This is a genomic window from Pseudomonas sp. NFX71, from assembly GCF_048079215.1.
Lineage (GTDB): Bacteria > Pseudomonadota > Gammaproteobacteria > Pseudomonadales > Pseudomonadaceae > Aquipseudomonas > Aquipseudomonas fluorescens_B.
Genome location: NZ_CP182230.1, coordinates 4,076,469 through 4,101,693, shown reverse-complemented (window position 1 = coordinate 4,101,693; position 25,225 = coordinate 4,076,469). Strand labels below are relative to the sequence as shown.

At 60.4% G+C, this 25,225-nt stretch carries 25 protein-coding genes; 14 read left to right on the top strand and 11 right to left on the bottom strand.

Annotation, left to right across the window (positions count from 1 at the left end; genetic code table 11):
• The first annotated feature begins 107 nt into the window (after positions 1–107).
• From ACM1ZW_RS18995 to ACM1ZW_RS18970, 6 genes are read left to right on the top strand one after another with little or no spacing between them, the layout of a single operon-like run.
• Complete coding sequence (locus ACM1ZW_RS18995) at positions 108–1,052, top strand: PDR/VanB family oxidoreductase (protein WP_416739025.1); 945 nt, start codon at positions 108–110, stop codon at positions 1,050–1,052.
• Between the two features lie 17 nt (positions 1,053–1,069).
• Positions 1,070–2,401, top strand: a complete 1,332-nt coding sequence (locus ACM1ZW_RS18990; RefSeq protein ID WP_416739024.1) for an aromatic ring-hydroxylating dioxygenase subunit alpha — start codon at positions 1,070–1,072, stop codon at positions 2,399–2,401.
• The gene (locus tag ACM1ZW_RS18985) at positions 2,391–2,924 is read left to right on the top strand and encodes an aromatic-ring-hydroxylating dioxygenase subunit beta (RefSeq protein ID WP_416739023.1); all 534 of its coding nucleotides are present in this window, start codon (positions 2,391–2,393) and stop codon (positions 2,922–2,924) included. The genes ACM1ZW_RS18990 and ACM1ZW_RS18985 overlap by 11 nt, the downstream gene beginning before the upstream one ends.
• Positions 2,924–3,517 (top strand): cysteine hydrolase family protein, encoded by a 594-nt coding sequence (locus ACM1ZW_RS18980; RefSeq protein ID WP_017339671.1) that lies wholly within the window; start codon positions 2,924–2,926, stop codon positions 3,515–3,517. Before ACM1ZW_RS18985 ends, ACM1ZW_RS18980 begins: the two co-directional genes overlap by 1 nt.
• A complete protein-coding gene (locus tag ACM1ZW_RS18975; protein ID WP_414878688.1) occupies positions 3,514–4,302 on the top strand; it encodes an SDR family oxidoreductase in 789 nt (262 codons plus the stop codon). Before ACM1ZW_RS18980 ends, ACM1ZW_RS18975 begins: the two co-directional genes overlap by 4 nt.
• A 28-nt stretch (positions 4,303–4,330) precedes the next feature.
• Positions 4,331–5,566, top strand: coding sequence for a dienelactone hydrolase family protein (locus tag ACM1ZW_RS18970; protein WP_017339673.1), 1,236 nt, complete (start codon positions 4,331–4,333; stop codon positions 5,564–5,566).
• A 72-nt stretch (positions 5,567–5,638) separates the two neighbouring features.
• Here ACM1ZW_RS18970 and ACM1ZW_RS18965 read toward each other — a convergent pair whose 3' ends face one another.
• Positions 5,639–7,156, bottom strand: coding sequence for a nucleobase:cation symporter-2 family protein (locus ACM1ZW_RS18965; protein ID WP_017339674.1), 1,518 nt, complete (start codon positions 7,154–7,156; stop codon positions 5,639–5,641).
• A 245-nt stretch (positions 7,157–7,401) separates the two neighbouring features.
• Here ACM1ZW_RS18965 and ACM1ZW_RS18960 point away from each other — a divergent pair, with 245 nt between their 5' ends.
• Positions 7,402–7,683 (top strand): BrnT family toxin, encoded by a 282-nt coding sequence (locus tag ACM1ZW_RS18960; protein WP_416740823.1) that lies wholly within the window; start codon positions 7,402–7,404, stop codon positions 7,681–7,683.
• A 3-nt stretch (positions 7,684–7,686) separates the two neighbouring features.
• Positions 7,687–8,004: a BrnA antitoxin family protein gene (locus ACM1ZW_RS18955; RefSeq protein ID WP_017339676.1), complete on the top strand. Its 318-nt coding sequence runs from the start codon at positions 7,687–7,689 to the stop codon at positions 8,002–8,004.
• On the opposite strand, the gene ACM1ZW_RS18950 is transcribed toward ACM1ZW_RS18955, so the two are convergent.
• From ACM1ZW_RS18950 to ACM1ZW_RS18930, 5 genes are all read right to left on the bottom strand, one after another.
• The gene (locus tag ACM1ZW_RS18950) at positions 8,001–8,828 is read right to left on the bottom strand and encodes an arylamine N-acetyltransferase family protein (protein WP_017339677.1); all 828 of its coding nucleotides are present in this window, start codon (positions 8,826–8,828) and stop codon (positions 8,001–8,003) included. The genes ACM1ZW_RS18955 and ACM1ZW_RS18950 overlap by 4 nt on opposite strands.
• A gap of 111 nt (positions 8,829–8,939) precedes the next feature.
• A complete protein-coding gene (locus ACM1ZW_RS18945) occupies positions 8,940–9,734 on the bottom strand; it encodes an exodeoxyribonuclease III (protein WP_017339678.1) in 795 nt (264 codons plus the stop codon).
• A 253-nt stretch (positions 9,735–9,987) separates the two neighbouring features.
• On the bottom strand, positions 9,988–11,559 hold the full coding sequence (locus tag ACM1ZW_RS18940) for a GGDEF domain-containing protein (RefSeq protein ID WP_017339679.1): 1,572 nt from the start codon (positions 11,557–11,559) through the stop codon (positions 9,988–9,990).
• Positions 11,560–11,624: 65 nt separating this feature from the next.
• Entirely contained in the window at positions 11,625–12,416 is a 792-nt protein-coding gene (locus ACM1ZW_RS18935; protein WP_017339680.1) for an aldolase, read from the bottom strand.
• A gap of 17 nt (positions 12,417–12,433) precedes the next feature.
• A complete protein-coding gene (locus tag ACM1ZW_RS18930) occupies positions 12,434–13,138 on the bottom strand; it encodes a haloacid dehalogenase type II (protein ID WP_414878683.1) in 705 nt (234 codons plus the stop codon).
• A 109-nt stretch (positions 13,139–13,247) separates the two neighbouring features.
• Here ACM1ZW_RS18930 and ACM1ZW_RS18925 point away from each other — a divergent pair, with 109 nt between their 5' ends.
• Positions 13,248–14,090, top strand: a complete 843-nt coding sequence (locus ACM1ZW_RS18925) for a LysR family transcriptional regulator (protein ID WP_414878682.1) — start codon at positions 13,248–13,250, stop codon at positions 14,088–14,090.
• A gap of 51 nt (positions 14,091–14,141) precedes the next feature.
• Here the strand turns inward: ACM1ZW_RS18925 and ACM1ZW_RS18920 are convergent, their stop codons facing one another.
• Together ACM1ZW_RS18920 and ACM1ZW_RS18915 are read right to left on the bottom strand one after the other, a co-directional pair.
• The gene (locus ACM1ZW_RS18920) at positions 14,142–14,543 is read right to left on the bottom strand and encodes a hypothetical protein (RefSeq protein ID WP_017339683.1); all 402 of its coding nucleotides are present in this window, start codon (positions 14,541–14,543) and stop codon (positions 14,142–14,144) included.
• A gap of 107 nt (positions 14,544–14,650) precedes the next feature.
• The gene (locus ACM1ZW_RS18915) at positions 14,651–16,393 is read right to left on the bottom strand and encodes a L,D-transpeptidase family protein (RefSeq protein ID WP_416739022.1); all 1,743 of its coding nucleotides are present in this window, start codon (positions 16,391–16,393) and stop codon (positions 14,651–14,653) included.
• 81 nt (positions 16,394–16,474) lie between these two features.
• Here ACM1ZW_RS18915 and ACM1ZW_RS18910 point away from each other — a divergent pair, with 81 nt between their 5' ends.
• Positions 16,475–17,179 (top strand): murein L,D-transpeptidase catalytic domain family protein, encoded by a 705-nt coding sequence (locus tag ACM1ZW_RS18910; protein ID WP_017339685.1) that lies wholly within the window; start codon positions 16,475–16,477, stop codon positions 17,177–17,179.
• A 115-nt stretch (positions 17,180–17,294) separates the two neighbouring features.
• On the opposite strand, the gene ACM1ZW_RS18905 is transcribed toward ACM1ZW_RS18910, so the two are convergent.
• Positions 17,295–18,152 (bottom strand): LysR substrate-binding domain-containing protein, encoded by an 858-nt coding sequence (locus ACM1ZW_RS18905; RefSeq protein WP_017339686.1) that lies wholly within the window; start codon positions 18,150–18,152, stop codon positions 17,295–17,297.
• A gap of 109 nt (positions 18,153–18,261) precedes the next feature.
• Here ACM1ZW_RS18905 and ACM1ZW_RS18900 point away from each other — a divergent pair, with 109 nt between their 5' ends.
• From ACM1ZW_RS18900 to ACM1ZW_RS18890, 3 genes are all read left to right on the top strand, one after another.
• Entirely contained in the window at positions 18,262–19,371 is a 1,110-nt protein-coding gene (locus tag ACM1ZW_RS18900; RefSeq protein WP_416739021.1) for a 2-aminoethylphosphonate--pyruvate transaminase, read from the top strand.
• Between the two features lie 162 nt (positions 19,372–19,533).
• Positions 19,534–20,361: a phosphonoacetaldehyde hydrolase gene (gene phnX / locus ACM1ZW_RS18895; RefSeq protein WP_017339688.1), complete on the top strand. Its 828-nt coding sequence runs from the start codon at positions 19,534–19,536 to the stop codon at positions 20,359–20,361.
• A 178-nt stretch (positions 20,362–20,539) separates the two neighbouring features.
• Positions 20,540–21,088 carry a cytochrome b gene (locus ACM1ZW_RS18890; protein WP_017339689.1) on the top strand — a complete coding sequence of 183 codons (549 nt, stop codon included), beginning with the start codon at positions 20,540–20,542 and terminating at the stop codon, positions 21,086–21,088.
• 7 nt (positions 21,089–21,095) lie between these two features.
• Here the strand turns inward: ACM1ZW_RS18890 and ACM1ZW_RS18885 are convergent, their stop codons facing one another.
• Positions 21,096–22,013 (bottom strand): 1-aminocyclopropane-1-carboxylate deaminase/D-cysteine desulfhydrase, encoded by a 918-nt coding sequence (locus ACM1ZW_RS18885; protein WP_416739020.1) that lies wholly within the window; start codon positions 22,011–22,013, stop codon positions 21,096–21,098.
• A gap of 189 nt (positions 22,014–22,202) precedes the next feature.
• The gene (locus tag ACM1ZW_RS18880; protein WP_017339691.1) at positions 22,203–24,242 is read right to left on the bottom strand and encodes an FAD-dependent oxidoreductase; all 2,040 of its coding nucleotides are present in this window, start codon (positions 24,240–24,242) and stop codon (positions 22,203–22,205) included.
• Positions 24,243–24,523: 281 nt separating this feature from the next.
• Between ACM1ZW_RS18880 and ACM1ZW_RS18875 the strand changes: the two genes are divergently transcribed.
• Complete coding sequence (locus ACM1ZW_RS18875) at positions 24,524–25,195, top strand: GntR family transcriptional regulator (protein WP_223451005.1); 672 nt, start codon at positions 24,524–24,526, stop codon at positions 25,193–25,195.
• Positions 25,196–25,225: the final 30 nt, after the last annotated feature.

Sequence of the window (25,225 nt, the reverse complement as noted above, 5' to 3'; positions counted from 1 at the left end):
CTCCTGCAATTCACTCTCGCCAGAAGTGGATACCGGTTTGCCTTTAACGGCTTTTTTGCCCTCCTCAAGCTTCATACAGTGGCTACGAATTCAGACAGGAATTGCGTATGTCCAGCCTCTCGCTCAGGGTCGAACACATCGAGCTATTGACCCCCAGAATCCGCCGCGTCCTGCTGGTATCCAGCGACGCCCGGCCACTGCCGGGTTTCACCGCCGGGGCGCACCTTGAGTTGCACGTACCCGGCAACCGCACTCAACGCCGGGCCTATTCGCTGGTCAACCTGCCCGACGGCGAGCACTACGAAATCGCCGTCCAGCTCGAAGTGTCGAGTACAGGTGGATCGCGTTGGGTGCACTCGCTCAAGGTCGGCGATGAACTGCTGGCCGAATCGCCACGCAACCACTTTCCACTGCATGAGCACACCGCACATGCACTGCTGATCGCCGGCGGCATCGGCATCACGCCCATGCTGGGCATGGCCCGGTCGCTGCGAGCAGCGGGCAAGCCCTTCACCCTGCACTACGCCGGTCGCGATGAAGCACAGATGGCCTATCTGCCAGAGGCCCGCGCCTGCCAGGACAACCATTGCTGGATCAGCGGCGGCGACCCGCAAAAGCGCCTTCCGGCCGCTGCAATCCTGACCGCGCCAAGACCCGGCCTGCACCTCTACATCTGCGGCCCTACCGCCCTGCTCAACAGCGTGCTGGCCTGCGCTCGAGAACAGGGTTGGGCAGAAGATCACCTGCATTACGAACTGTTCAGCGGCGCCCTGGAAATGGCCGGCGATCAAGGTTTTGAGGTGCACCTGCGCGAAAGCGGCGTGAGCCTGCAAGTGGCCGCCGGGCAAAGCGTACTGGACGCCATGCTCCAGGCCGGCCTGGACCCGATGTTCGACTGCCGACGGGGTGACTGTGGCGTGTGCGTCGCCCAGGTCATCGACGGGCAACCCGATCACCGCGATATCTGCCTGTCGGAGCGTGACCGCGCCAGCGGCAGTTTTTGCACTTGTGTCTCCCGTGCCCGCAGCGCGCTGCTGGTGCTCGATCTGTGACAAACCGAGGACATCCCGTGATACCGACCAACGAGCAAATTGCTGCCTTGATCCGTGAGGACAGCGTCCACAAGAGCGTCTACACCGACCCGACCCTGTTCAAGCTGGAGATGGAGCGCATCTACGGCAACGCCTGGATCTACGTCGGCCATGAAAGCCAGGTCAAGAACCCCGGCGACTACCACACCACGCGTATAGGTGATCAGGACGTGATCATGGTGCGCGGCGCCAAGCAGCAGGTCAGCGTGCTGTACAACCGCTGCCCGCACAAGGGCGCCAAACTGGTGGCCGACGGTGACGGCAGTGTCGGCAAATTCTTCCGCTGCCCGTATCACGCCTGGACCTTCAAACTCGACGGCCAGCATTTGTCGGCACCGCTCAAGAGCGGTTTCGAAGGCACCTGCTACGACCCCAAACACCCGGATTTCTCCTTGGTCAGCCTTGCCCGCGTCGAGACCTATCGCGGCTTCGTGTTCGCCAGCCAGGCGGCGTTCGGACCGGACCTGAAAGCATTTCTGGGTGGCGTCATCACCTCCATCGACAACCTCTGCGACCGTTCACCGGTCGGCGAAGTCGAGGTGGCCGGCGGCATCTTCCGTGTTCAGCAGCGCTCAAACTGGAAGGTGTTCTACGAGAACCTGCACGACACCATGCACGCCCGTGTGACCCATGAATCGTCGGTAGACGCTGCGCGTGACGAAGCCCAGGCCATCGGTGAAATGCCCTTCGAGCTGCTGATCATGGACGGCAATGGCGAACCCTACGACTTCTGGGAAAAACTCGAACTGCGCGCCTACCATAACGGCCACGGCTACATGGAAGCGATCTTCGACCCGGGCGCTGCCGAACGCGACGAGGTCTCCCGCGCTCACTTCGAATGCCTGAGCCAGGCCTACGGCGAGCAACGCGCCAAGGAAATCCTGGGCATGAACCGTCACAACACGGTGATCTACGGCAGCGGCTCGCCGCACACAGTGTTCATGCAGTTCCGGGTGATCCGCCCCATCGCCGTGGACCGGACCATGGTCGAGATCCAGACCTTCCGCTGCAAGGGTGCTCCGGATGCCGTGTTCGACCGCGCGCTGACCTACGCCAACGTCATCAACTCGCCCTCCTCCAACGTGATGCCCGACGATGTCGAAGTCTATGCCCGCTGCCAGGAAGGCAACATGACCCGCGGTGGCGAGTGGATCAGCATGCACCGCTATGTTGGCACCGACAGGCCGCTGGAGGACGGCGCGGTGTCCACCAACGGCACCAGCGAACTGCCGATGCGCAACCAGTTTGCCGCCTGGAAACAGTTCATGACCGCCACCCTGATCGCCAAGGAGAGCACCCATGCTGCTTGACCGCCGAATCGACGTCGACACGCGCCAGTTGACCCCCGCCCAGGTTCCCGTCGAGACCCTGCGCCAGATCGAACAGTTTCTTTACCGCGAGGCGCGCCTGCTGGACGAGCGGCGTTTCTGGGAGTGGGACAAGCTGTTTACCGACACCGGCATGTACTGGGTGCCGCACAAGCATGAGCAAGCCAACCCGTTCGATCATATCTCGCTGTTCTGGGAAAACCGCATGCTGCGCGAGGTGCGGATTCGGCGGGTGGAAAACGCCCGCAACTGGTCCCAGCAACCGCAAACCCAGACCGCGCACCTGGTCGGCAATGTGATGGTCGAGGGTCTCGACACCCAGGGGCTGCTGGTGGTCAGCGCCAGCTTCCAGTACAGCGAGTGGCGCCTGGAGCAACGTCAACTCGCTGGTCGCTACACCTATAAATTGGCCGCTCAGGACAATGGTGGCTGGCAGATCCAGCTCAAGCGCGTCGACCTCATCAACTGCAACGATGTGTTCGCCAACCTTGAGGTCTTCGTGTGATGAACGCGCCGGTGGTGATCGCCCTGCACTATCAGAATGACGTGTTGCACCCCGACGGCAAGATAAGGGTCGGGCTGGGGTCCGATGACAGCCTGCGTGCTGCACTGCTCGATGCCGCCGGCAGATTACTGGCCGGCGCACGCGCCAAGGGATGGCCGATCGTTCACGTGCGCGTGGCGTTCCGACCGGACTATGCCGACCTGATCCAGAACGCGCCGATTCTGCGCACTGTCGCCACCCTTGGCGCTGCCCGGGAAGGCAGTTGGGGAGCGGAGTTTTTCAGTGCCCTGGCGCCGCTGGACAGCCGCCATGAATTCGTCGTCACCCACAACCGGATCAATGCTTTTTATGGCTCACCGCTGGAAACCGTGGTGCGCCAGTTCAACCCTACGCACCTGTTAATCGCTGGCGTGGCGACACACTCGGTGGTGGAAAGCACAGTGCGCCATGCGGTGGATTGCGGATTCGAAGTGACGGTGGCGGCAGATGCCTGCGCCAGTGCGGACAGCGGCACGCATGCGGCCTCGCTGGCGAGCATGGCGCTGATCGCCCGTATCAGTCACGTCAACGAAGCACTGGAGGACTGGGCATGATGCTCGAAGGCAAAGTGGCGATTGTGACCGGCAGCACTCAGGGACTGGGTCTGGACATCGCTCGACAGCTCTTGGCCGAGGGCGCTCAGGTGATGCTGGTGGGGCGTAACGCCGATAGCGGTCAAGCATTGGCGCAAGCAATGGGATGCGGGTTTTCAGCCTGCGACGTGGAGCGCGACGAAGATATCGACGCGTGCATCACGGCCACGCTGGCCCACTTCGGCAGGCTCGACATTCTGGTCAACAACGCGTGCCTGTACGCCGATCAGGGACTGGCCTCTGACCGCGCACAGTGGCTGAAAACCCTGAACGTCAATCTGGTATCGGCGGCGATCTTTACCCAAAAGGCCGCGGTGCATCTGCCCAGCGGCGGCGTAGTGATCAACATTGGCAGCACCGGCGGTAAATTCGGCGCAGCCGGGCGTGCACTCTACCCCGCCTCCAAGGCCGGCATCCTGCAACTGACGAAAAACCTGGCCGTGACCCTGGCCCCGGAGCAAGTCCGGGTGCTGAGCGTATCCCCGGCCTGGACCTGGTCGCCCAGCGTCGCCGACCTCAGCGACAACGATCCGCACTTGGCCGATCGGGTCGGGGCACCTTTCCATCCGCTCGGGCGCATTGGCCGGGGTCATGAGATCGCAAGCGTGGTGGCTTTTCTATGCAGTGCCGGCGCCGGCTGGATGACCGGTGTCGACGTGCCGGTGGACGGCGGCTTTTCGATCCTCGGGCCAGACCGTGGCGTGTCGCCGCGAGTGTGGTTTCAACAACACCGTGACAGCCAATAAAACCTGATAACCGAGTGAGGTAGAAAACATGGGCAAGATGATTGAGATACGGGCAACGGACAGCAACGCCACGTTCGGCGGTTACCTGGCTCTGCCAGCCAGCGGCAAGGGCCCCGGGGTGGTGATCGGCCAGGAGATTTTCGGTGTCAACGCCAATATGCGCGCGGTGGCCGATTTCTATGCCGAAGAGGGCTACGTGGCACTGGTGCCGGACCTGTTCTGGCGCCTGCAACCGGGCGTTGACCTGGGCTACACCGAAGCGGATTTCGCCGTTGCCATCGACCTGTTTCAGCGTCTGGACGTGGACAAGGCCATCACCGACATCGACGCCAGCTTCAAAGCCCTGCGTGCCCTGCCTGAAGTCGAAGGTTCGGGCCTGGGTTATGTCGGCTTCTGCATGGGTGGCAAACTGGCCTGGCTGACCGCCGCGCGTACCGATGTGGCCTGCTCGGTCGGCTACTACGGCATGGGTATCGAACACCTGCTGCACGAATCGAAAAACCTGAAGGGCCGGCTGGTACTGCATTTTGCCGAGAATGATGGCTACTGCGACGCCAATGCCCGCGCCCGGATCAGCGAGCACCTGGCCGGCAACGACAAAGCCGAAATCTACGTATACCCAGGCGTCGACCATGCCTTCGCCAGGGCCGGGGGCTCACACTATGACAAGCCTGCCACGCTGATGGCCCATGAACGCAGCATCGCCGCACTCAAGCGCGAGATCGGCCCCCACTTCAACCTGTCAGCCCTGTGGGAAGAACACATCCGCCACGAATTCGAGACCCGCGACGTACCCGCCACCATGGCTACCATGGTCGCCGAACCCTACGTCAACCATATCCCGACCATGACCGGCGGCGTCGGCGCCAGGGAACTCAGCCGCTTCTATCAACACCATTTTGTCCACGGCAATCCACCGGACATGAAGCTCATCCCGATCTCCCGCACCATCGGCGCATTGCAGATCGTGGATGAGTTCATCATGTGTTTCACCCACAGCACTGAAATTGACTGGATGCTGCCCAACGTCGCACCGACCGGCCGGTACGTCGAGATTCCGATGCTGGGTGTGATCAAGTTCCGCGGGGACAAGCTGTACCACGAGCACATCTACTGGGACCAGGCCAGTGTGCTGGTGCAGATTGGCTTGTTGAACCCTGAAGGGCTGCCGGTGGCGGGAGTGGAAACGGCAAGAAAGCTATTGGATGAACAACTGCCGTCCAATACGTTGATGGGGCGCTGGACGCAAAGCGAGCAAGAATGACTGCGACCTTCTGATCTGTAAAAAGGCCGATCTGTCGCTCAACAGATCGGCCTTTTTTCATACGCTCAAACGTCAGACATGCTCACTGCTTTTCGCAGGCACCGCCCGTGGTTCTCCATGCCCATGATCCACCTCCACCACCGGGACCTCTTTACCGTCGCAGTCGTGCAACTTGCCTTCGCTGAAGTAATCCCCTTCGCGCAGCGCGGCCAGATCCTGATAACGCAGGACCCGTTCAGTACCCGCCGCAAACACCGACTGCTGATCCGAGTTACCGGCAGTGAGGTGGTTGAAGGTCAGGTTCAGCACGATGGCCATGATCGCCGAGGAGCTGATGCCCGAGTGGAAGATCGTCGCGAACCAGCTTGGGAAATGGTCGTAGAAATTCGGCGCAGCGATGGGGATCATGCCGAAACCGATCGAGGTGGCGACGATGATCAGGTTGACGTTGTTGCGGTAGTCGACCTTGGACAGTGTGCGAATGCCGCTGGCCGCCACGGTGCCAAACAGCACGATTCCGGCACCACCCAGCACGGAAGTCGGCACGGCGGCGATGACTCGGCCCATGAATGGCAGCAGGCCGAGGATCACCAGAAACAACCCGCCGGTGGCCACCACGAAACGGCTCTTGATCCCGGTCACCGCCACCAGGCCGACGTTCTGGGCGAACGCGCTTTGGGTGAAGGAGCCGAAGATCGGCGCGATCATGCTCGACAGCATGTCGGCGCGCAGGCCATTGCCCAGGCGTTTGGAGTCGACCTTGGTGTCGATGATTTCACCGACGGCGAGGATGTCCGCCGAGGTTTCCACCAGTGTCACCATGACCACGATGCACATCGACAGGATCGCTGCGAAGTGGAAGGTCGGCATGCCGAAGTGGAACGGTGTAGGGAAGCCGAACATCGGGCCCTGGGTGACGGACGAGAAGTCTGCCATGCCGAGAAACACCGCGATGACTGTGCCGATCACCATCGCCAACAGAATCGAGAGCCGGGAAATGGTCGCGCTGCCAACCTTGCTCAGCAACAGCACCAGCACCAGCGTCACTGCCGCCAGACCGATGTTCGCCATGCTGCCGAAGTCTGGTGCATGACTGTTGCCACCCATGGCCCAGCGCGCGGCCACCGGCATCAGCGTCAGGCCAATGGTCGTGATCACGATGCCCGTCACCAGCGGTGGGAAGAATTTGGTGATACGCGAGAACACCGGCGTGATCAGCAATCCGATCAACGACGCGGCAATCACCGCCCCGAGAATCGACTGAAACCCGCCCTCGCCACCACTGCTGACGATCGCCACCATCGTCGCGACGCCAGAGAACGACACGCCCTGCACCAGCGGCAACTGGCAACCGAAAAAAGGTAAACCGAGGGTCTGCAGCAACGTCGCCAAGCCCCCCGCAAACAATGAAGCAGCAATCAACAAGCCGATGTCCGCCGGCGAGAGCCCGGCCGCCTGGCCGATGATCAAAGGCACCGCGACGATACCGCCATACATGGTCAGAACATGTTGCAGGCCGTAAGCCATATTCGCGCCGACTCCGAGGTTTTCGTCCTCAGGCCGTTGGTGTGAAACATGGGGCGTTTTCATGGTTGGGGGGTTCCCTGGTTTTTGTTATGCGCACACTGTATGCAAGACTCAGGACAAATGTCTATAGAGTTGTATACAACTGACCAGTCAGATTATGGACAGGTGTCCATCCCCACCCGCAGCATCCTTCAATAAACCTTGAAATATATCCGTCCCGAGCCTCGTTCGTTCCCCCGCTAGTCTTTTGAGTTCCTGGCGACCGCCGGTAGCGTCGCTCTCTTTTTTATACATATAAAGTATGCATAATTAAGCCATTCGAAATTCAGTCTCACAAGGCAAAAAACGCGGCGAACAAACTGAAGCACCAAGGCATCAGCCTCGCAGAGACTGACGCCGTGTTCCATGACGAACGGGCGCTGACGCTCCAGGATGATCTTCATGACGAGCAACGATGGATCATCATGGGGCTGGACGCCAAAGGTCGCCTGCTGGTCGTCGCGTACACCTACCGTGAGCCGAATTTCGTTCGAATCATTTCCGCGCGTCTCGCCACAAAAAACGAGCGTCGCCAATATTTGGAGGCTTGAGTAATGAAAGATGAATACGACTTCAGCAATGCCAAGCGTGGGGCGGTTGCCCCCGGCAAAGGCAAGACCCGCATTACCATCATGCTGGATGAAACGGTCATAGAAGCCGCTCGCACGCTTGCGGAAAGCGAGGGGTATGGCTACCAGACGGTGATCAACAACACACTGCGACACGCGTTGCTCAGCGACAGAAACACACCTGCCGGGACCGGGCATCTCAAAAAGGGCATAACACCCTCAGATCTGAAAAGCCTGGAAAAGAAGTTGCTGGATGCCGTCAGCGAAATCCGTCAATTGATGGAGCCTGACGTCCGCCCCTAGTCCTGTTCGATCAACCGCCCAAGCACCTGCTTCAAATGTGCGTGCTCAGGCACCCGGATCCCGAACTCGCTCGCCAGCAACCGGACCAGATCAGCCACCTCAGTGATCTGCCGCCGCTCGCTCTCGCTACCGATCCGGTGGATGGCAAAACTGCCATTGTTCAGCGTACGGCGCCACCCTTCCCCTGTCCGCGCCACCATAAGCTGTTTGGCAAAAGATGATTCGGGATGGGTTGAGACATACCAGTTGCCGACGGCGTAATCGATGTCTTCCTGGCGTTGCAGGTCGAAGATGTACATCGCGCGCCACTCACCAGCGACATTGGCGCGCAGGGTGTAGCCGTCTGCGTGGCGTTCAATCCGATAAGGTTCATGAGGCGTGAGTTGCTCCTCCGGAGTGTCGAGCAGCAGCGGCGCGGTGGGGACCATACCGCCAAATCCCACATCGGTGATGTAGCGCACGCCCCCCAGGGTGACCAGGCTCAAGCGGTGCGTACGCGCGGTCCACGCCCCCTCGGGCTGGCCCATGACCACGCGGCCGGAAATGCCGCAAGCGTCGAAACCCAGCGCCTGAAGCAGGGCCAGGAACAGGTTGTTGAGTTCATAGCAGTAACCACCGCGGCCATCGTGCAGGACTTTTTGCTCGATGGACGGCAAGTCGATGAGTACCGGCTCGCCAGACAACGTGGTGAGGTTTTCGAACGGGAACGCAGCGGTGTGACGAAACTGCAGCTGACGCAGGGTTTCCAGGGTTGGCGCCGGTGGCGCGTCGAAACCCAGACGTTGCAGGTACAACGCAAGATTGCTCAGACGTAGCTCGCTCATTGCTCGATCCTTATGCATGGGGCCGCGGATCTCTCCGCCGATGGGCGCCATGTATAAGGGAAAAAGCGGTCCACCCGACAATTGATTTCGCCAATCGCCACGCATGGACAATCAACGGCGCTTGCGTGAACCCAGTTGAATCCACGTCGGGGCATGGTCGCTGGCATGTGGCTCGTTGCGCACCCACGCATCGACACCCGCGTCTTGCAGATAAGGGCTCAGCGCCGGGTTGAGCAACAGATGATCGATGCGCAACCCGGAATTTTTCTGCCAATGCTGTCGGAAATAGTCCCAGAAGGTGTAGAGCCGATCCTCCGGATACAGATGTCGCAGGGCGTCGGTCCACCCCTGATCCAGCAACCGTTGATAACACTCGCGGCTTTCCGGTTGCAGCAGCGCATCCTTGAGCCAGGACCGTGGGTTATAGATATCCAGGTCAGTCGGCACCACGTTGTAGTCACCGGCCAGCACCACCGGGTGTTCGCTGCTCTGGAGATCCTTGGCGTAGGCAATCAGCCGCTCGAACCAGGCCAGCTTGTAATCGAACTTCGGCCCCGGCTGCGGATTGCCGTTTGGCAGATACAGGCAGCCCACCAGGACACCGTGCACGGCGGCCTCCAGATACCGACTGTGGGTATCACCGTCGTCACCCGGCAAACCACGGCGACTCTCCAGTGGTTGCGCATCCCGGGCCAGAATCGCCACCCCGTTCCACGAGGCTTGACCCTGCCATATCGCGCCGTAGCCGGCAGCCTCAAGCTCTGCGGCAGGAAATGCACTGTCCACCGACTTGAGCTCCTGCAGGCAGGCGATGTCCGGTTTCTCCCGCTCCAGCCAGGCCAGCAGGTTTGGCAGCCGGGCGCGCATGCCATTGACGTTGAACGTTGCGACTCGCAGATTCTTCATGGGCCAGCGCTCCGGACATGTGTGTTCAGTGTGTGACATCCACGCATTCCGGTGGTTGCGTCGGCCGGATCGACGATGGCGCCCAACAATGATCCCGGTGAGCCTTCCGGCGGCCACAGCAGCGACGGCGGCAATAAGGGCGATGGCGGCTCGGGCTCTTCAAGCGACAGCTCCGGCGAAACGGGCAGCTCCAGTCGCTCAGGTGCGGGAGGCGAAACTGGCGGTAGCTGACCGCGCGCAAGCCGACCTCATCTCAACGATCCGAGCGCATCAGTTCCCCGACACCGCCGTCCATCGACAGCACCGCCGAACGGTTTCGTCCGGAATGCTTGGCCTGATACAACGCCGCGTCCGCGCGCTCAATGAGCACTTCGGTGCTGTCCAGGCGCGTCGGTACGAAGGCATAACAACCGAGACTGACCGTCACATAACCACTGGGCGCGGCGCTGTGATTGATGTTCCGGGTCATGACGCTGCGGCGGATCTGCTCGGCAATGACCATCGCACCCTGAATATCCGTATTCGGCAGCAACACAGCGAATTCCTCGCCGCCGTAACGCACCGCCAGATCGGTGGTTCGATGGCAGCAACTCTTCACCACCCTCGCCACTTCGGCCAGGCAATGGTCACCCGCGACATGGCCGTAAGCGTCGTTGTAGCGCTTGAAGTAATCGATATCGAGCATGATCAGGCTCAACGAACTCGACTGCCGGATTCCACGGCCAAACTCGAGGTCCAGCGCTTGTTCGAACAGTCGGCGATTGGCCAGGCCGGTGAGACTGTCATGGGTCGCGATCAGCTTCAGCGCCTCCTTGGCCTTGCGCAAATCCTTCTCGACCCGTTCACCGAGGCGCACCTGGCGCACGAACACCCAACCGAACAGCCCCACGCCCAGCACAACCAGCGCCACAATGACGCTGGATTTAAACGCCGTGTCATACCAGCCCTTGAGAATCGAATCCCGGGACGAGGCCGCGGACACCACCAGCGGATAGGCGTCGAGTTGCCGGTAGCCTTGCAAGCGGACAGTGCCATCGAGTACAGAACTGATCATGGCGTTGCCGGACATTGCGCCTGCCAGGTACTTGCTGAAAATCTCCCCTTTGGCCAGTGACTGGCCAATCTGCGCTTCCACAAACGGCCGTCGCGCCAGCAGCGTTCCATCAGTCAGCGCCAGAAAAATAGAGCCGTCGTCATCGATGCTGAAGCTTTTGAAAAACTGATCGAAGTAGGACATTTTGATGCCGGCCAGCAACACGCCCTGGAAATGGCCGTCCTTGTCATTCACCCGCTTGGAAACCGGAATGATCCACTCGCCATTCACGCGACTGCGAATCGCCGGGCCGATGTGCGCCAGGGACGATACGTTCTGCTGGTGAAACAGGAAATAGTCGCGGTCCGCCACGCCGGGGCCGCGGGGCAGATCCTCGAATGAGGTGACGACCCATTGCCCCTTTTGATCGAACAGGAAGATCCCGTGCAACTGACTGAGTGTCTGTACCCGTCGGGCAAACGTTTTCTGTAGACGCGGGATCTGCGCCGGGACGAACCCATCAACCTGAATCCAGTCCGCCAGGCTGGTCAGTACCAGGTCGGCCTTCATGAATGTGTCTTCAGCCTGCTGGGCCATGGCGCGGGTGAGGTTCGAAGACGCCACTTCGGCCACCGCCAGATCGTGCCGGCGCGATTGCTCCAGTTGCAGATAAAGCAAACCGCACAGGCACAGACACACCACGACAATAAACAGCACCGCCGCCTTGCGCAGGGGTAGCCGTTTCAAATTGACGCCACTGGCGTCGCGCGGGTCGTCACCGGAGATAGGCAAAAGCTCGTCCTGCAAGGGTAAGGCATGGGCGAAGGCCCAAAACCCTTAATGTTTGCGAGCTTAGTCTACGGGATGGTGCGGGGCAATTGTCCTTTGGGCAGGCGTCGCATTGCACTGCGCAAATGCGCTTGAGCACTTTCTGCATCTCCCAGGCGCATTTGTTCGTAGGCACGTTGCGCAATGGCGGGAGGCACTGGCTTGAGATCGCGCTGGGTCGCCATCGCCATCAATTGCACCTGGGCGGCGCGTTCCAGGTAATACAGATCATCCCAGGCTTCGGCGATGGTCGGCCCTGCGATGATCACGCCGTGGTTCTTCAAAAACAGGACGTCGGCATTGCCCATGACGCTGGCAATCCGGTCACCTTCGGACTCATCGAGGGCCAGGCCGTTGTAATCCTCGTCCACCGCCGTACGCCCGTAGAATTTCAACGCTGTTTGCCCCAGCCACAATAGCGGCGGGCCTTGCAGTAAGCACAACGCCGTGGCGTGGGGCATGTGCGTGTGGAACGCCACTTTGACCCTCGGCAGCAGTTTGTGCAGGCGCGCATGGATGTAAAACGCGGTCGCCTCGGGCTGGCCTTCGCCGGCCACGACGTTGCCGTGGAAGTCGCAGACCAACAGGTTGTCCGCAGTGACTTCTGCAAACGCGTAGCCGTAGGGGTTCACGAAAAACAGATCATCGCGCCCCGGCACCATGGCGGAAAAGTGATTGCAGATCCCCTCCTCCAGCCCATGCAGTGCCGCCAGTTGAAAGCACGCCGCCAATTCCGAGCGCGCCGTGATGACAGCCGGCAAGTCCAGGTTCAGGTCGGTGTAACGGGCGGAACGGGAACCGCCTGCAAGAGTGTGTGCCATGACAATGACTCCGGGGTTTACCAGCCAAGGGATTCGAACAAGGGCAGGACTTGATCCAGCGTGCTCAATATCGCATCGGGTTGATAGTCGGGCAGCAATTGGCGACCGGTGCCGCGGTCGATCCACACGCAGCGAAAATGCATATCGCGCGCGGCGGTGTGGTCCAGCGTCGGGCTCGCGCAGATGTGCACCACCTGATCACGACTGACGCCCAGCTGCGCGTGAGCGTAGTCGAACAACCGCGGATCGGGCTTGTAGGCGCCGGCCTGCTGGGCGGTGATGACCCGATCGATGTGGCCACCGAGTTGCGCCACGTTGCCGGCGATGATGTCGTCATCGGTGTTGGACACGATGCACAACTTGAAGCCCATCGTCTTGAGCCGGGCAAGCGTGTCGATCACCTCGGGAAACGGCGGCATTTTCGGGATTGCCGCTGCCAGCCGTTGACTGTCTTCGTCCGAGCTCGCCAACCCCAGATCCTCCAGCGCCATTTGCAACCCAAGGGTGCTCAACTGCCGGAACGCACGATGCGGCGGTGTCTGCTCCAGCCGGTGTTCGTGCCGGTCATACACCTCGATCAGGCGATCGACATCGACGGTGTGATCACCCTTGTCGCGCAGGATCTGCGCGACCACGGCTTTCAAACCTTCATCCCATTGAATCAGCGTGCCGTAGCAATCGAAGGTCAGCCACTCGGGGCGTGGAGCGTTTTTGAGTGCCATGGTCCTATCCTCTGAAAAGTGATCTTCAGGTTACGAGCGAACGGTGATAGTGTGAAATTAAATTAATATCGACTCGTCAGTGATAAATCGAATATCAAAGGAGCCCGCCATGCTCGATCTCGAACTGCTCAAGAGCTTCGTCTGCGTGGTGGACGAAGGCAGCTTCACCCGCGCTGCCGAACGTGTACACCGCACCCAATCCACCGTGAGCCAACAGGTTCGCAAACTGGAAGAACTGGTCGGGCATGCGCTGCTGCTTCGCGACCGCACAGGACAGAACATCAGCGTCACCGAGCACGGCGAGCTGCTGATTCACTATGCCCGGCGCCTGTTGGCCCTGTCCTCGGAGGCGGTGGAAGCCCTCGCCAGTGATCTCGACCTGGAAATACTGCGCATTGGCGTACCGGAGGATTTCGATGCACGGCGTATGGCTGTGATCCTCGCCGGCTTCAACCGCAGCCGACCTGAAGCGCGGCTGGAAACCGTCAGCGGCATGAGCACCGATCTCAAGCAAAAGCTCGCGACGGGCGCCATCGACATTGCACTGGTCAAGCGTGAACCGGACAGCGGCCCAAGCTGGGCGGCGTGGCCGGAAGCGCTGGTGTGGGTCAAAGGTGCGGGGGTCGACTCCGCCCAGGGCGTCTTGCCATTGGCGCTGTTCCCACAAGGCTGCATTTATCGGCAACGGGCAATCCGCCTGCTGGATGTGGCACAGCGACCGTGGCGGGTTGCGTTTGGCAGCCACAGCCTGACGGGAATTCAGGCGGCGGTGGCGTCCGGATTGGGCCTGTCGGTGCTGCCCGCTTCGGCGGTGTTGCCAGAGCACACCGTGTGCACTGATCTGCCCGAATTACCGCCGACAGAATTGGCGCTGATCAGTCGCGAAGGCGCGCTGACCGGATTGCAGCGAGGGCTGGTGGAGTTTTTGCGGGAGGCGCTGGGCAAGGCATGAACAGGAGAAATGGGCGTGAGATGAACGCCCGTTTCTCTATGCGGCTCAACTTCAAGGCGTCAGTTTCAAGTGCGCGTTGACTCTGCCGCTCTTCGGATCGACAAACCAATACTCATTGTTAGCGGTCTTCACCTGACCGCATTCGGTTGGGTAGCCTTTCGCTTCAATACAAATCACCCCGTCTTTCAGCGTCCACTTTTCCTTCTCCGGTTTGTAGGGCGCCATCTCGAATGTCTCGACTCCGTTCGGCGCAAAACTCATCGAATAAGGGTGACTGCCTTCTCGGGTGGTTCCGTAAAATTTCCTTCCCACCAGCGTGCTGGTTATCTGCGCGTCATCAAGGGCCACCGCCGATGCAGGCACCGGCGGTGGCTCGTAGTTACTACGCGGAGTGGTTGCGCAGCCTGCCAGGCAGACCAACAGGATGGACGCGCCGAACTTTAATGAAGTCATGCCACACCTTCCTTGTAAGTACCGGAAGAATTTCCAGTAAATCAAAGATTAGGCGATGCTGTTTTGGCGCCCCGGCGCAAGTGCCGAACGGTTGACAGCCATTTCCCCTACGGCTGCCCAGTTCCCGCCGATGCTGTCGCCGCATGTAGATTCAACACCGGCATTTGCGAAGGTCGATTCAATGCCCGCAGCAAGGGTTCATCGTAGCCATACACATCCGGTTTGAATGAGACGCGCCCGTCGCTGCCCAGATCGACTGTCCAGTAGGCCAACAACACCGGCACTTTCACCGGTAGCCGAATATTCTCGGTCTTGCCATTGGCCAGCTGTTTCTGAATACCGGCGCTGTTCCACTTAACCGGGTCGTTGAACAGCAACTCCACCAGTTGCAGCGGGTTCTCCACCCGGATGCAGCCCGAACTGGTCGCGCGGACAGTCTTGGCAAACAGCTCGCGATGCGGCGTGTCGTGAAGATAAATCGCGTAGTTGTTGGGAAAGCGGATGACCACCTGGCCCAATGAGCTATCGGGCCCGGCATCCTGGCGCAAACTGATGCCACGCGGGTTGGTCCAGTCAACGGCCGCAGGATCCAGTTCGTGGCCTTCGCGATCGATCACACGAATACGGTTGGCAGCCAGGTAGCCGGGATTGCTCTGGATCTTCGGCAGCACGTCTTCCTTGAGGATCGTCGGCGGCACCGTCCAGGTCGGATTAAACGTGACGTAGGTGATCTGCGCCTGAAAGATAGGCGTATTGCGCGCCGCTTTACCAACCTGCACCCGGGATCGCCAGATCGGCTGGCCATCGCGGTACATCGCTACTTTGTAGCCGGCAATATCAACGATAACGAACGTGCCTTGAAGCTTGTAAAGCAGCCAGCGCGCCCGCTCCATGTTCACCCGAACCTGATCAATGCGTGCGTCAACGGGCACATTCAAAGCCGCCAGCGTCGTCGCCCCCGCTATCCCATCCGCTCCGAGGTATTGCTCGTTCTGATACTTTTTCACTGCGGCGGTGACGACGCCATCGTACTTCGTACCGTGGATCAATCGCGGATCGAGAAAACCTGCCGCGACCATCCTCGCGCGCAACTGCGCGACAGCCGGTTCGTCCATGCCAGGCTTGAGCGAATGGTCTACAACCACTTGCGGCCAGCCGCCCCGATCCCGAATACCACGCAATTGCGCCAGCGCCTGACGCAATCCCACGTACACCGCTTCTTGCGGCGGAGCGATGGCAAATGCCTTCGCTACATCGTGATTGTCGAGCGCCGCGAAGAAAGCATTGACGTCGTCGCGCGGGTCGACGCCATCGGCGTCAAAATTCCAATGAATGTCGAGCCGCGCGGGATCGACCTTGCCCCGCCGCAGCTGCAGCAGCGCGGTAATAAACGTATGCGTCGTCGCCAAATCAAAGGCCGCCCGTTGCTCGGGGGTGACGGGCGTAGTCTGCATCGTGGTCCGGGATCGGATCAGCTCATCAATATGAAAATCCGTCGGGTTCAAACCATCGGCGTCAGTCGCGCTCAAGCTGGCGATCAATTGTGCGACGTCGCGGTCATCGGTCCACGCTGCGCGATAAGCGCGATGCGTATAAAAATCCATCACCAGACGGCTGACATCCACCCGCCGATGACGCGGCGCGGTCAGCAACGGCGGAAACGCGGTTTTCAGCGGCTCAAGCGAGGTCTGAATCGCCTGACCGACGTTATCGCCTGCTTCCGCCTCGATAACGGAGCTAGGCGCAATTGTCGGCTCAATCGGCGAAGTTTCCGCAAGCGCTGTGCCGCTGATCAGAAAGCCCATAAAAAATACGCGGCTTATGACGAATAACCTTGTTAAAAGCACCATGGATAATCCTTAATCTCCCGCATTCAACGCCTGGCTTTCAATGCACTGCTAGACTCGAACTTAACATGATGAGACATCTATATGGCGCCACTACGTATTGGCTATCTGCTGCCGGCCCTGCTATTGACTGCAATGTCCGTACCGTTAGCCTACGCCGATTCGCTCGCGGCCGCCCTCATCAAAGCGGCCCCGAAAGCCAACGCCAACGTCATTAACCTCGCCGTTCGCGCCTCGCAATGCAGCATCGCCCAAGGCGCTGCGCCTGTCCAAAGACTTGCGGTGATCGATTATTCCCTGCCCTCGACCGAACAGCGCCTGTGGGTGTTCGATTTGAAGAAGCGCAAGTTGCTGTTTCATGAACTGGTCGCCCACGGCCGCAACAGCGGCGAGAACATGGCCGTCAACTTCTCCAATCAAAATGAAAGCTTTGCCACCAGTCTCGGGCTGTATCGCACGCAACAAAGCTATGTCGGGCAAAACGGTTATTCGCTGCGCATGGAAGGCCTGGAGCCGGGTTTCAACGACAATGCGTTTGACCGGGCAATCGTGATTCATGGAGCGCCTTATGTCAGCCCGGTGCTTGCACGGGCCAATGGCCGAATCGGCAGAAGCCTGGGCTGCCCGGCGGTACGGCCGGCGATTGCACACAAGCTGATTGATTCGATGAAAGACGGGCAGTTGCTGTTTTCGTACTACCCGGATCAGCGCTGGTTGAAAAAATCTTCGTACATCAATTGCGGTAGCGGGACCGTGGCCACGGCGTCGAAATCCACAACCAACCGTTGACGCTTACTGTCCAAGTGACAACGCGTGACCGGTACCCGCGACGATCCAAGCTCCCCAACACGACAAAATAATCGGTGGCGGGCAGCCCCTTTGTAGAAGCTGCAGAAGACAGCACCTACGGCGCCAACCCGAAAAACGCCTGTATCAACCTCAAGTCCCTGCGCCGCTCCATACACCCGATCATGTGCCGATTCACCAACCCCTCACCCATGATCGGCACCGCCGCTACCCGAGGGTCATGGCTGACTTCCACCGATGACACGACCCCGACCCCCAATTGCGCCGCGACCGCCTCGGTCACGGCCTCGCGACTGTCCAGCTCCAGCAACACCCGCGGGTTTACCTTGGCCTGAACACAGGCTTCATCAAACGTGCGCCGGGTGATCGAACCTGGCTCGCGCAATACCATGATGACCTGATCCAGTTCCTTGAGCTGCACGCCCTTCGACTTTTGTGCCCACGGATGACCGGCGGGCACCAGCGCACATATCCGCGACTCGCTCAGTGCCTGCAAATGCAAACCCTTGCGCGGCTCGACCTCCGTCAGCACTGCCACGTCGGCATGTTCCGATAACAACGCCGCCAGGGTTTCCTGGGCATTGCCCAGGCGCAGGTTCACGGTGATCCCCGGATAACGCACGCGCAAACTGGCCAGCATCGGCATGACCATGTGCGGCCCGTCCGCCGCCACTTCCAGGCGGCCGGTGAGCAACTGACGATTGGCCTCCAGCATTACCTGCGCTTCTTCGGCCAGACCAAACATCGCCCGAGTGATCGCTGCGAGTTTGGTGCCCTCCTCCGTCAGCTCCACCCGTCGGGCGGTGCGCCGCAGCAAAGTGATCTGGTAGTGCTCCTCCAACGCCTTGATGTGCCCGGTGACTGCCGGCTGGCTAATGAACAGCCGCGCGGCGGCCCGGGTGAAGCTGCCCTCGCGGGCCACCGCATCAAAGGCGCGGAGCTGGAACAGGTTCATGAATAACCCTCACTGATGGCTGGCATAACAACAAACAATTTGATTGATAGCACGGCAAATTGCAATTTAAGCCCCGTAGCTTCATCCCATCGATTGCGAGGACACGAGAATGAGTACTGCCGAACCCATCCTGCTCACCCCCGGCCCGTTGACGACTTCGGCCCGCACCCGCCAGGCGATGATGGTCGACTGGGGTTCATGGGATGACCGCTTCAATCAACTGACCGCCAGCCTCTGCGAGCAATTGCTGGCGATCATCAACGGCGGCGACAGCCACCACTGCGTGCCTCTGCAAGGCAGCGGCACCTTCGCGGTCGAAGCGGCAATCGGCACGCTGGTGCCGCGTGACGGCAAAGTCCTGGTGCTGATCAACGGCGCCTATGGCAAACGCCTGGCGAAAATCTGCGAAGTGCTCGGCCGTTCCTTCAGCACGTTTGAAACCGCCGAAGACGAACCCACCACTGCCGCCGACGTTGACCGTCTGCTGCGGGCCGACGCCAGCATTACCCACGTCGCGCTGATTCACTGCGAAACCAGCACCGGCATCCTCAACCCGCTGCCGGAAATCGCCCAGGTCATTGCGCAACATGGCAAACGCCTGATCATCGACGCCATGAGTTCTTTCGGCGCGCTGCCGGTGGATGCGCAACAGGTGCCGTTCGACGCGCTGATCGCCGCTTCGGGCAAATGCCTGGAAGGCGTACCGGGGATGGGTTTCGTCTTCGCTCGCAAAGCATCGCTGGCCAATGCCGCCGGTAACTCGCACTCGCTGGCGATGGACCTTTTCGACCAGCACACCTACATGGCCAAGACCGGCCAGTGGCGCTTCACACCGCCGACCCACGTGGTCGCCGCGCTGCACGAGGCCCTGCTGCAATACAACGAAGAAGGTGGCTTGCCGGTCCGGCATCAGCGCTACACCGACAACTGCAAAGTGTTGCTCGATGACATGGCGAAACTTGGCTTGCGCAGCTTCCTGCCCGCCGCCATCCAGGCGCCGATCATCGTCACTTTTCACGCGCCGAAAGACCCGCGCTACCAGTTCAAGGAATTCTACGAACGCGTCAAGGCCAAGGGTTTCATTCTGTACCCCGGCAAATTGACCCAGGTCGAAACCTTCCGCGTCGGCTGCATCGGCCACGTCAACCAGACCGAGATGCACGCGGCCGTGGCGGCGATTGCCGACGTGCTGCGCGAGATGGAAGTGTTAGAGATCTAAATCACACCGATTTCCCCTGTGGGAGCGGGCTCGCGAATACGGACTGACATTCAACATAAATGTCGCTCGCTGCACCGCTTTCGCGAGCAAGTCGAATCGTCGCACCGCCGCTCCCACCAAAAGCAGCTCCTCATTAATCAGTTGCCACAGGATTTGATCACCATGAACTACACAAACCCAACTAAACTCCAGGCCGCCATCCTCGACTGGGCCGGTACCGTCGTCGACTTCGGTTCCTTCGCTCCCACGCAGATTTTTGTCGAGGCCTTCGCCGAATTCGACGTCCAGGTGTCCATCGAAGAAGCCCGTGGTCCCATGGGCATGGGCAAGTGGGACCACATCCGCACCCTGTGCGATCAGCCGGCAGTCGCCGAACGCTATCGCAAGGCATTCGGCCGCACGCCGACCGATGATGACGTCACCGCCATCTACCAGCGCTTCATGCCGTTGCAGATCGAGAAAATCGCCGAGCACTCGGCACTGATTCCGGGCGCGCTGGACACTATTGCCAACCTGCGCCAGCAAGGGATCAAGATCGGCTCGTGCTCCGGTTACCCGAAACAGGTCATGGACAAAGTGGTCGAGCTGGCTGCCACCAACGGCTACATCGCTGATCACGTGGTGGCTACCGACGAAGTGCCTAACGGCCGTCCATGGCCGGCTCAGGCGTTGGCCAACGTCATCGCCCTGGGCATCGACGATGTTGCTGCTTGCGTGAAGATCGACGACACCGTGCCCGGCATTCTCGAGGGCCGTCGCGCTGGCATGTGGACCGTCGCGCTGATCTGCTCGGGCAACGCGCTGGGCCTGGACTACGAAGGTTATCGCGCCCTCGGCAGCGATCAACTGGCCAGCGAGCGCAAGCGTATCCACGCGCTGTTCGAAGGTTCGCGCCCGCACTACATGATCGACACCATCACCGACTTGCCGGAAGTGATCGCCGACATCAACAAGCGTCTGGCCAAGGGTGAAATGCCGCAAAGCTACTGATTCACCAGCCAAAGTGCCGCGTTCCTACAAGGGAACGCGGCACTTTTTTTTGCTCGATCACCTGATCTAGAGCATTGAACCGCCACTGGCGTCAGGCAAACCCGGCGAAACAGGATTACAGTGAAAGTGCACCGTCGACCAAGAACGGTGGCTTGACCCGACCTGTGAGGAACACCGAATGCCGTGGAAAAACTCCGATTCACGCTACAGCACCGTCTCGATCACCCTGCACTGGTTGATGCTGGTCCTGCTGGCGCTGGTGTATGCCTGCATCGAATTTCGCGGGATCTTTCCTAAAGGCAGCGGCGGCCGAACGCTGATCACCGAATCGCACTTCATGCTGGGGCTGACTGTATTCGTGCTGGTCTGGCTCAGATTGTTCGCCCGCAGCCTCGGCCCGGCACCGCAGATCTTCCCCGCCTCACCGCACTGGCAAACCATCCTCGCCAGGTTGATGCACTGGGCGCTGTACATTTTCATGATCGCGATGCCGATCCTCGGTTGGCTGGTCACCAGTGCCAAGGGGCATCAGGTGATGTTCTATGGCTTTGATTTGCCGCTGCTGGTGTCGGAGGACAAGGCGCTGGCCAGGCAGATCGAAGGCTGGCATGTGCTCGGCGGCACCATCGGTTATTGGCTGATCGGGCTGCACGCCGTGGCGGGGCTCTATCATCACTATGTGGTGGGCGATAACACCTTGTTGCGGATGATGCCCAAGCGCGGTTGAACGCCTTTTATTGAAACCCGCGGCGGCCCTGCAAGCCGCCGGTGTGGACAAAGATCAGGCGAGTGCCCTTGGCAAATCGACCCGCCTCGATGTGCTGTTTGAGCGCCAACAGCGCTTTGCCCGTATACAGCGGCTCGAGGGGAATGCCGCTGGCCTGTTCGGTCTGCGCGATGAAGTCCAGTAACAACGGATCGACTTTGGCGAAGCCGCCGCGACTGGCGTCAAACAGTTCACACACCGGGTCGCGCAAGCCGGCTTCTTGCACAATCGATTCGACCTGCTGCGCCACACCATGGTCGTCGGGCACAGCAAGCGCGCCGTAAACCGGATGCTCCCCCGCTTCGGCCAGCACCAGGCCGGCCAGCGTGGTGCCGGTTCCACAGGCGAGCCACCAACCGTCGTAGCCGCTCCAGCCCAGACTGTTCAGTTGCTCACTGGCCATCACCTTCAACCGCATGCAGCCCTTTGCGCCGGGCAATCCTCCGCCACCTTCGGGCACAGGAAGCAGATCAGGATATTGCGCTCGCCAGGGTTCCCAGAAACCCGCCTCGTGCCGCGCGCGATAACCACCATAACCGAGCCAGTGCAACTGCATGCCGGATGCTTGCAAGTCTTTGACCGTAGGGGTTTCTTGCGGATGACCGCGCAACAAACCCACCGTTTTGAACCCCAAGCGTTTGCCGGCAGCCGCCAGCGCATGCAGATGATTGGAATGAGCACCGCCCAGGCTGATGATGCCTTCGGCACCGGCGAGGTCGGCGGCTTTGAGGTGTTCGATGAGCTTGAACCACTTGTTGCCGCTGATCAGAGGGTCGATCTGGTCGAGGCGCAGGATGGAGAGTTCGATGCTCGATCGGGTTAGCCAATCAAGACGAAGGGGTTCGAGCGGGGCTTGGGGTAGCCAGTCACTGGGAGGGAGAAACATCGATGCCGGCTCTGGGTAAACAGCCAGCATCTTAGCAGCCAATTTGTGGCGAGGGAGCTTGCGCCCGCTGGAGTCCGAAGGACTCCTTTTTTCAGCAATGGTGTTGTGTCAGGTTAATCACCATCACTGATTTACGGCTGCTGCGCAGCCGAGCGCGAGCAAGCTCCCTCGCCACAGGGATTGCGGTGATTACAACTGCGCAGCCAACCGCGAGCCCTGATTGATCGCCCGCTTCGCGTCCAGCTCTGCCGCCACGTCCGCGCCGCCAATCAAATGCACGTTCTGCCCGGCCGCGACCAACCCGTCGTGCAACTCACGCAACGGATCCTGCCCGGCGCAAATCACGATGTTGTCCACCGCCAGCACTTGCGGCTCGCCGGTTTCACCAATGCGAATGTGCAAGCCTTCGTCATCGATCTTCAAGTATTCGACGCTGTTGAGCATCTGCACCTGCTTGTTCTTCAGACCCGTGCGGTGAATCCAGCCGGTGGTCTTGCCCAGGCCGTCGCCGACCTTGGATTTCTTGCGTTGCAGCAGGAACACTTCACGGGCCGGCGCATGCACTTCGGCCTTGACGCCGGCCACACCACCACGGGCTTCCAGATGCGTGTCGATGCCCCACTCTTTCCAGAACGCTTCGCGGTCGAGGCTGGTGGCCACGCCTTGATGCACCAGGAATTCCGACACATCAAAACCGATACCGCCCGCGCCGATGACCGCGACACGTTTACCCACCGGTTTGCGTTGCAGAATCACATCGAGGTAGTTCAGCACCTTGGCGTTCTCGACACCCGGAATCGCCGGCGTTCTTGGAGCAATACCGGTCGCCAGAATGATCTCGTCGTAACCGCCTTCCACCAGTTTCGCCACGTCAACGCGGGTGTTCAGGCAGACCTCGACGTTGGTGGTCTGCAACTTGCGGTTGAAGTAGCGCAGGGTTTCAAAGAACTCTTCCTTGCCCGGCACGCGCTTGGCGATGTTGAACTGGCCGCCGATTTCGCTGGCCGAATCGAACAGCGTCACCTGATGGCCACGTTCGGCAGCCACGGTTGCAGCCGACAGACCCGCAGGGCCGGCACCGACCACCGCGACCTTCTTGATCTGCTGCACCGGCAGGTAATTGAGTTCGGTCTCATGACAGGCCCGCGGGTTGACCAGGCACGTGGTCAACTTGCCGCCGAACGTGTGATCGAGGCACGCCTGGTTGCAACCGATGCAGGTGTTGATTTCATCGGCACGGCCCGCGGCGGCCTTGTTGACGAAGTCCGGGTCGGCCAGGAATGGCCGCGCCATCGACACCATGTCGGCATCGCCTTCCGCCAATATCTGCTCGGCCACTTCCGGGGTGTTGATACGGTTGGTGGTGATCAGCGGAATGCTCACCGAGCCACGCAATTTGGCGGTGACCTTGCTGAACGCCCCACGCGGCACTTTGGTGGCGATGGTCGGAATCCGCGCTTCGTGCCAGCCGATACCGGTGTTGATGAGGGTCGCGCCGGCCTGCTCGATGGCCTTGGCCAGCGTCACGATTTCTTCCCAGGTGCTGCCGCCCTCCACCAGGTCGAGCATCGACAGACGGAAGATAATGATGAAATTCGGGCCAACGGCTTCGCGCACGCGACGGACGATTTCCACCGGCAGGCGCATACGGTTTTCGTAGCTGCCGCCCCAACGGTCGGTGCGGTGGTTGGTGTGGGCCGCGAGGAACTGGTTAATGAAATAACCTTCGGAGCCCATGATCTCGACGCCGTCGTACTCGGCTTTTTGCGCCAGGGCCGAGCAGGTGACGAAATCGTTGATCTGCTTCTCGATGCCCTCCTCGTCCAGCTCCTTGGGCTTGAACGGGTTGATCGGCGCCTGGATGGCGCTCGGCGCAACCTGTTTCGGGCTGTAGGCATAACGACCGGCGTGAAGAATCTGCATGCAGATCTTGCCGCCCGCCTCGTGCACCGCTCGGGTCACGATCTGGTGTTTGAGCGCTTCTTCTTCAGTGGTCAGCTTGGCCGCGCCAGAGTACACACCGCCTTCGTCGTTCGGGCCGATACCCCCCGTGACCATCAGGCCAACGCCGCCACGGGCACGTTCGGCAAAGTAGGCAGCCATACGCTCGAAACCGCCGGGTTTCTCCTCCAGACCGGTGTGCATCGAGCCCATCAGGGTACGGTTGCGCAGCGTGGTAAAACCCAGGTCCAGCGGGGCCAACAGGTGCGGGTAATGAGCGGCGGTCATCGGTAACTCCACAACGAGCGATCACGGAAAAAGTGTGGGCGCTCTTTGGCGCCCCTCTGTCTTGTGTAACAGACTATGAGCACTCCCCCGGCCGCTCAATGACCGTAACTGACAACTTAATGATCGAAATGCGCAACACCTCGTGCATCGGACTGTTGCACCGGCGCCTCGGCAATTAACGACAAAGAGTCAGGGGCGGCTGTCGGAAGGCAACGCAAGAGCACTGAGCCCAGCGAAAATTCGTATACCATATCTCCAACTCAATCCGAACGACTGCCGCCGTGACCCTACCCAAATTCAACGCTCCAGACTTGGGCAATGCGCCTTCGACCTCTGAAATCATAACTCGCCATCTGCGTGACGCCATCGTCGCCGGGCATTTCGCCGAGGACGAGCCGATTCGTCAGGACGACATCGCCCGACAGTTCAACGTCAGCAAGATCCCCGTACGAGAAGCCCTCAAACGCCTGGAAGCCGAAGGTCTGGTGATGTTCCAGCGCAATCGCGGGGCGATGGTCACACGGGTGTCCGATGCCGAACTGGCGCAGATGTTCGAAGTACGCATGTTGCTCGAAGACAAGGTGCTGCGCCTGGCCATTCCCAACATGACGGAAGAGACCTTCGCCCGCGCCGAACGTATCTGCCAGGAGTTCGTCGGCGAAGATGACGTGGGCCGCTGGGCCGAGCTTAATTGGGAACTCCACGCCTGCCTCTATGAACCGGCACAACGTCCGTTTCTGGTGAGTTTGATCCGTTCGGTCAACGACAAACTGGAACGTTACCTGCGGATGCAGATGAGCCTCTCGGCGGGGAAGGAGCGCGCCGATCACGAACACCGGGAGATCCTCGAAGCCTGCCGCGCCGGTGACGTCGACCGGGCGGTAAAGCTGCTGGACGAACACATCGCCGGGGTCTGCAAAACCCTGTTCGAGCACCTGCCCCACCACCACTGACCGCTCGCGGGACTGTGCCGATTTCGTCAT

What these genes read in the sequence shown, in the direction of transcription:
- ACM1ZW_RS18905 (WP_017339686.1), bottom strand. Translation starts at nt 18,152, where the DNA reads ATGAACCTGTTCCAGCTCCGCGCCTTTGATGCGGTGGCCCGCGAGGGC.
- ACM1ZW_RS18970 (WP_017339673.1), top strand. Translation starts at nt 4,331, where the DNA reads ATGGGCAAGATGATTGAGATACGGGCAACGGACAGCAACGCCACGTTC.
- ACM1ZW_RS18955 (WP_017339676.1), top strand. Translation starts at nt 7,687, where the DNA reads ATGAAAGATGAATACGACTTCAGCAATGCCAAGCGTGGGGCGGTTGCC.
- ACM1ZW_RS18935 (WP_017339680.1), bottom strand. Translation starts at nt 12,416, where the DNA reads ATGGCACACACTCTTGCAGGCGGTTCCCGTTCCGCCCGTTACACCGAC.
- ACM1ZW_RS18890 (WP_017339689.1), top strand. Translation starts at nt 20,540, where the DNA reads ATGCCGTGGAAAAACTCCGATTCACGCTACAGCACCGTCTCGATCACC.
- ACM1ZW_RS18945 (WP_017339678.1), bottom strand. Translation starts at nt 9,734, where the DNA reads ATGAAGAATCTGCGAGTCGCAACGTTCAACGTCAATGGCATGCGCGCC.
- ACM1ZW_RS18995 (WP_416739025.1), top strand. Translation starts at nt 108, where the DNA reads ATGTCCAGCCTCTCGCTCAGGGTCGAACACATCGAGCTATTGACCCCC.
- ACM1ZW_RS18925 (WP_414878682.1), top strand. Translation starts at nt 13,248, where the DNA reads ATGCTCGATCTCGAACTGCTCAAGAGCTTCGTCTGCGTGGTGGACGAA.
- ACM1ZW_RS18980 (WP_017339671.1), top strand. Translation starts at nt 2,924, where the DNA reads ATGAACGCGCCGGTGGTGATCGCCCTGCACTATCAGAATGACGTGTTG.
- ACM1ZW_RS18915 (WP_416739022.1), bottom strand. Translation starts at nt 16,393, where the DNA reads ATGGTGCTTTTAACAAGGTTATTCGTCATAAGCCGCGTATTTTTTATG.
- ACM1ZW_RS18920 (WP_017339683.1), bottom strand. Translation starts at nt 14,543, where the DNA reads ATGACTTCATTAAAGTTCGGCGCGTCCATCCTGTTGGTCTGCCTGGCA.
- ACM1ZW_RS18975 (WP_414878688.1), top strand. Translation starts at nt 3,514, where the DNA reads ATGATGCTCGAAGGCAAAGTGGCGATTGTGACCGGCAGCACTCAGGGA.
- ACM1ZW_RS18885 (WP_416739020.1), bottom strand. Translation starts at nt 22,013, where the DNA reads ATGTTTCTCCCTCCCAGTGACTGGCTACCCCAAGCCCCGCTCGAACCC.
- ACM1ZW_RS18985 (WP_416739023.1), top strand. Translation starts at nt 2,391, where the DNA reads ATGCTGCTTGACCGCCGAATCGACGTCGACACGCGCCAGTTGACCCCC.
- ACM1ZW_RS18930 (WP_414878683.1), bottom strand. Translation starts at nt 13,138, where the DNA reads ATGGCACTCAAAAACGCTCCACGCCCCGAGTGGCTGACCTTCGATTGC.
- ACM1ZW_RS18910 (WP_017339685.1), top strand. Translation starts at nt 16,475, where the DNA reads ATGGCGCCACTACGTATTGGCTATCTGCTGCCGGCCCTGCTATTGACT.
- phnX (WP_017339688.1), top strand. Translation starts at nt 19,534, where the DNA reads ATGAACTACACAAACCCAACTAAACTCCAGGCCGCCATCCTCGACTGG.
- ACM1ZW_RS18950 (WP_017339677.1), bottom strand. Translation starts at nt 8,828, where the DNA reads ATGAGCGAGCTACGTCTGAGCAATCTTGCGTTGTACCTGCAACGTCTG.
- ACM1ZW_RS18965 (WP_017339674.1), bottom strand. Translation starts at nt 7,156, where the DNA reads ATGAAAACGCCCCATGTTTCACACCAACGGCCTGAGGACGAAAACCTC.
- ACM1ZW_RS18880 (WP_017339691.1), bottom strand. Translation starts at nt 24,242, where the DNA reads ATGACCGCCGCTCATTACCCGCACCTGTTGGCCCCGCTGGACCTGGGT.
- ACM1ZW_RS18900 (WP_416739021.1), top strand. Translation starts at nt 18,262, where the DNA reads ATGAGTACTGCCGAACCCATCCTGCTCACCCCCGGCCCGTTGACGACT.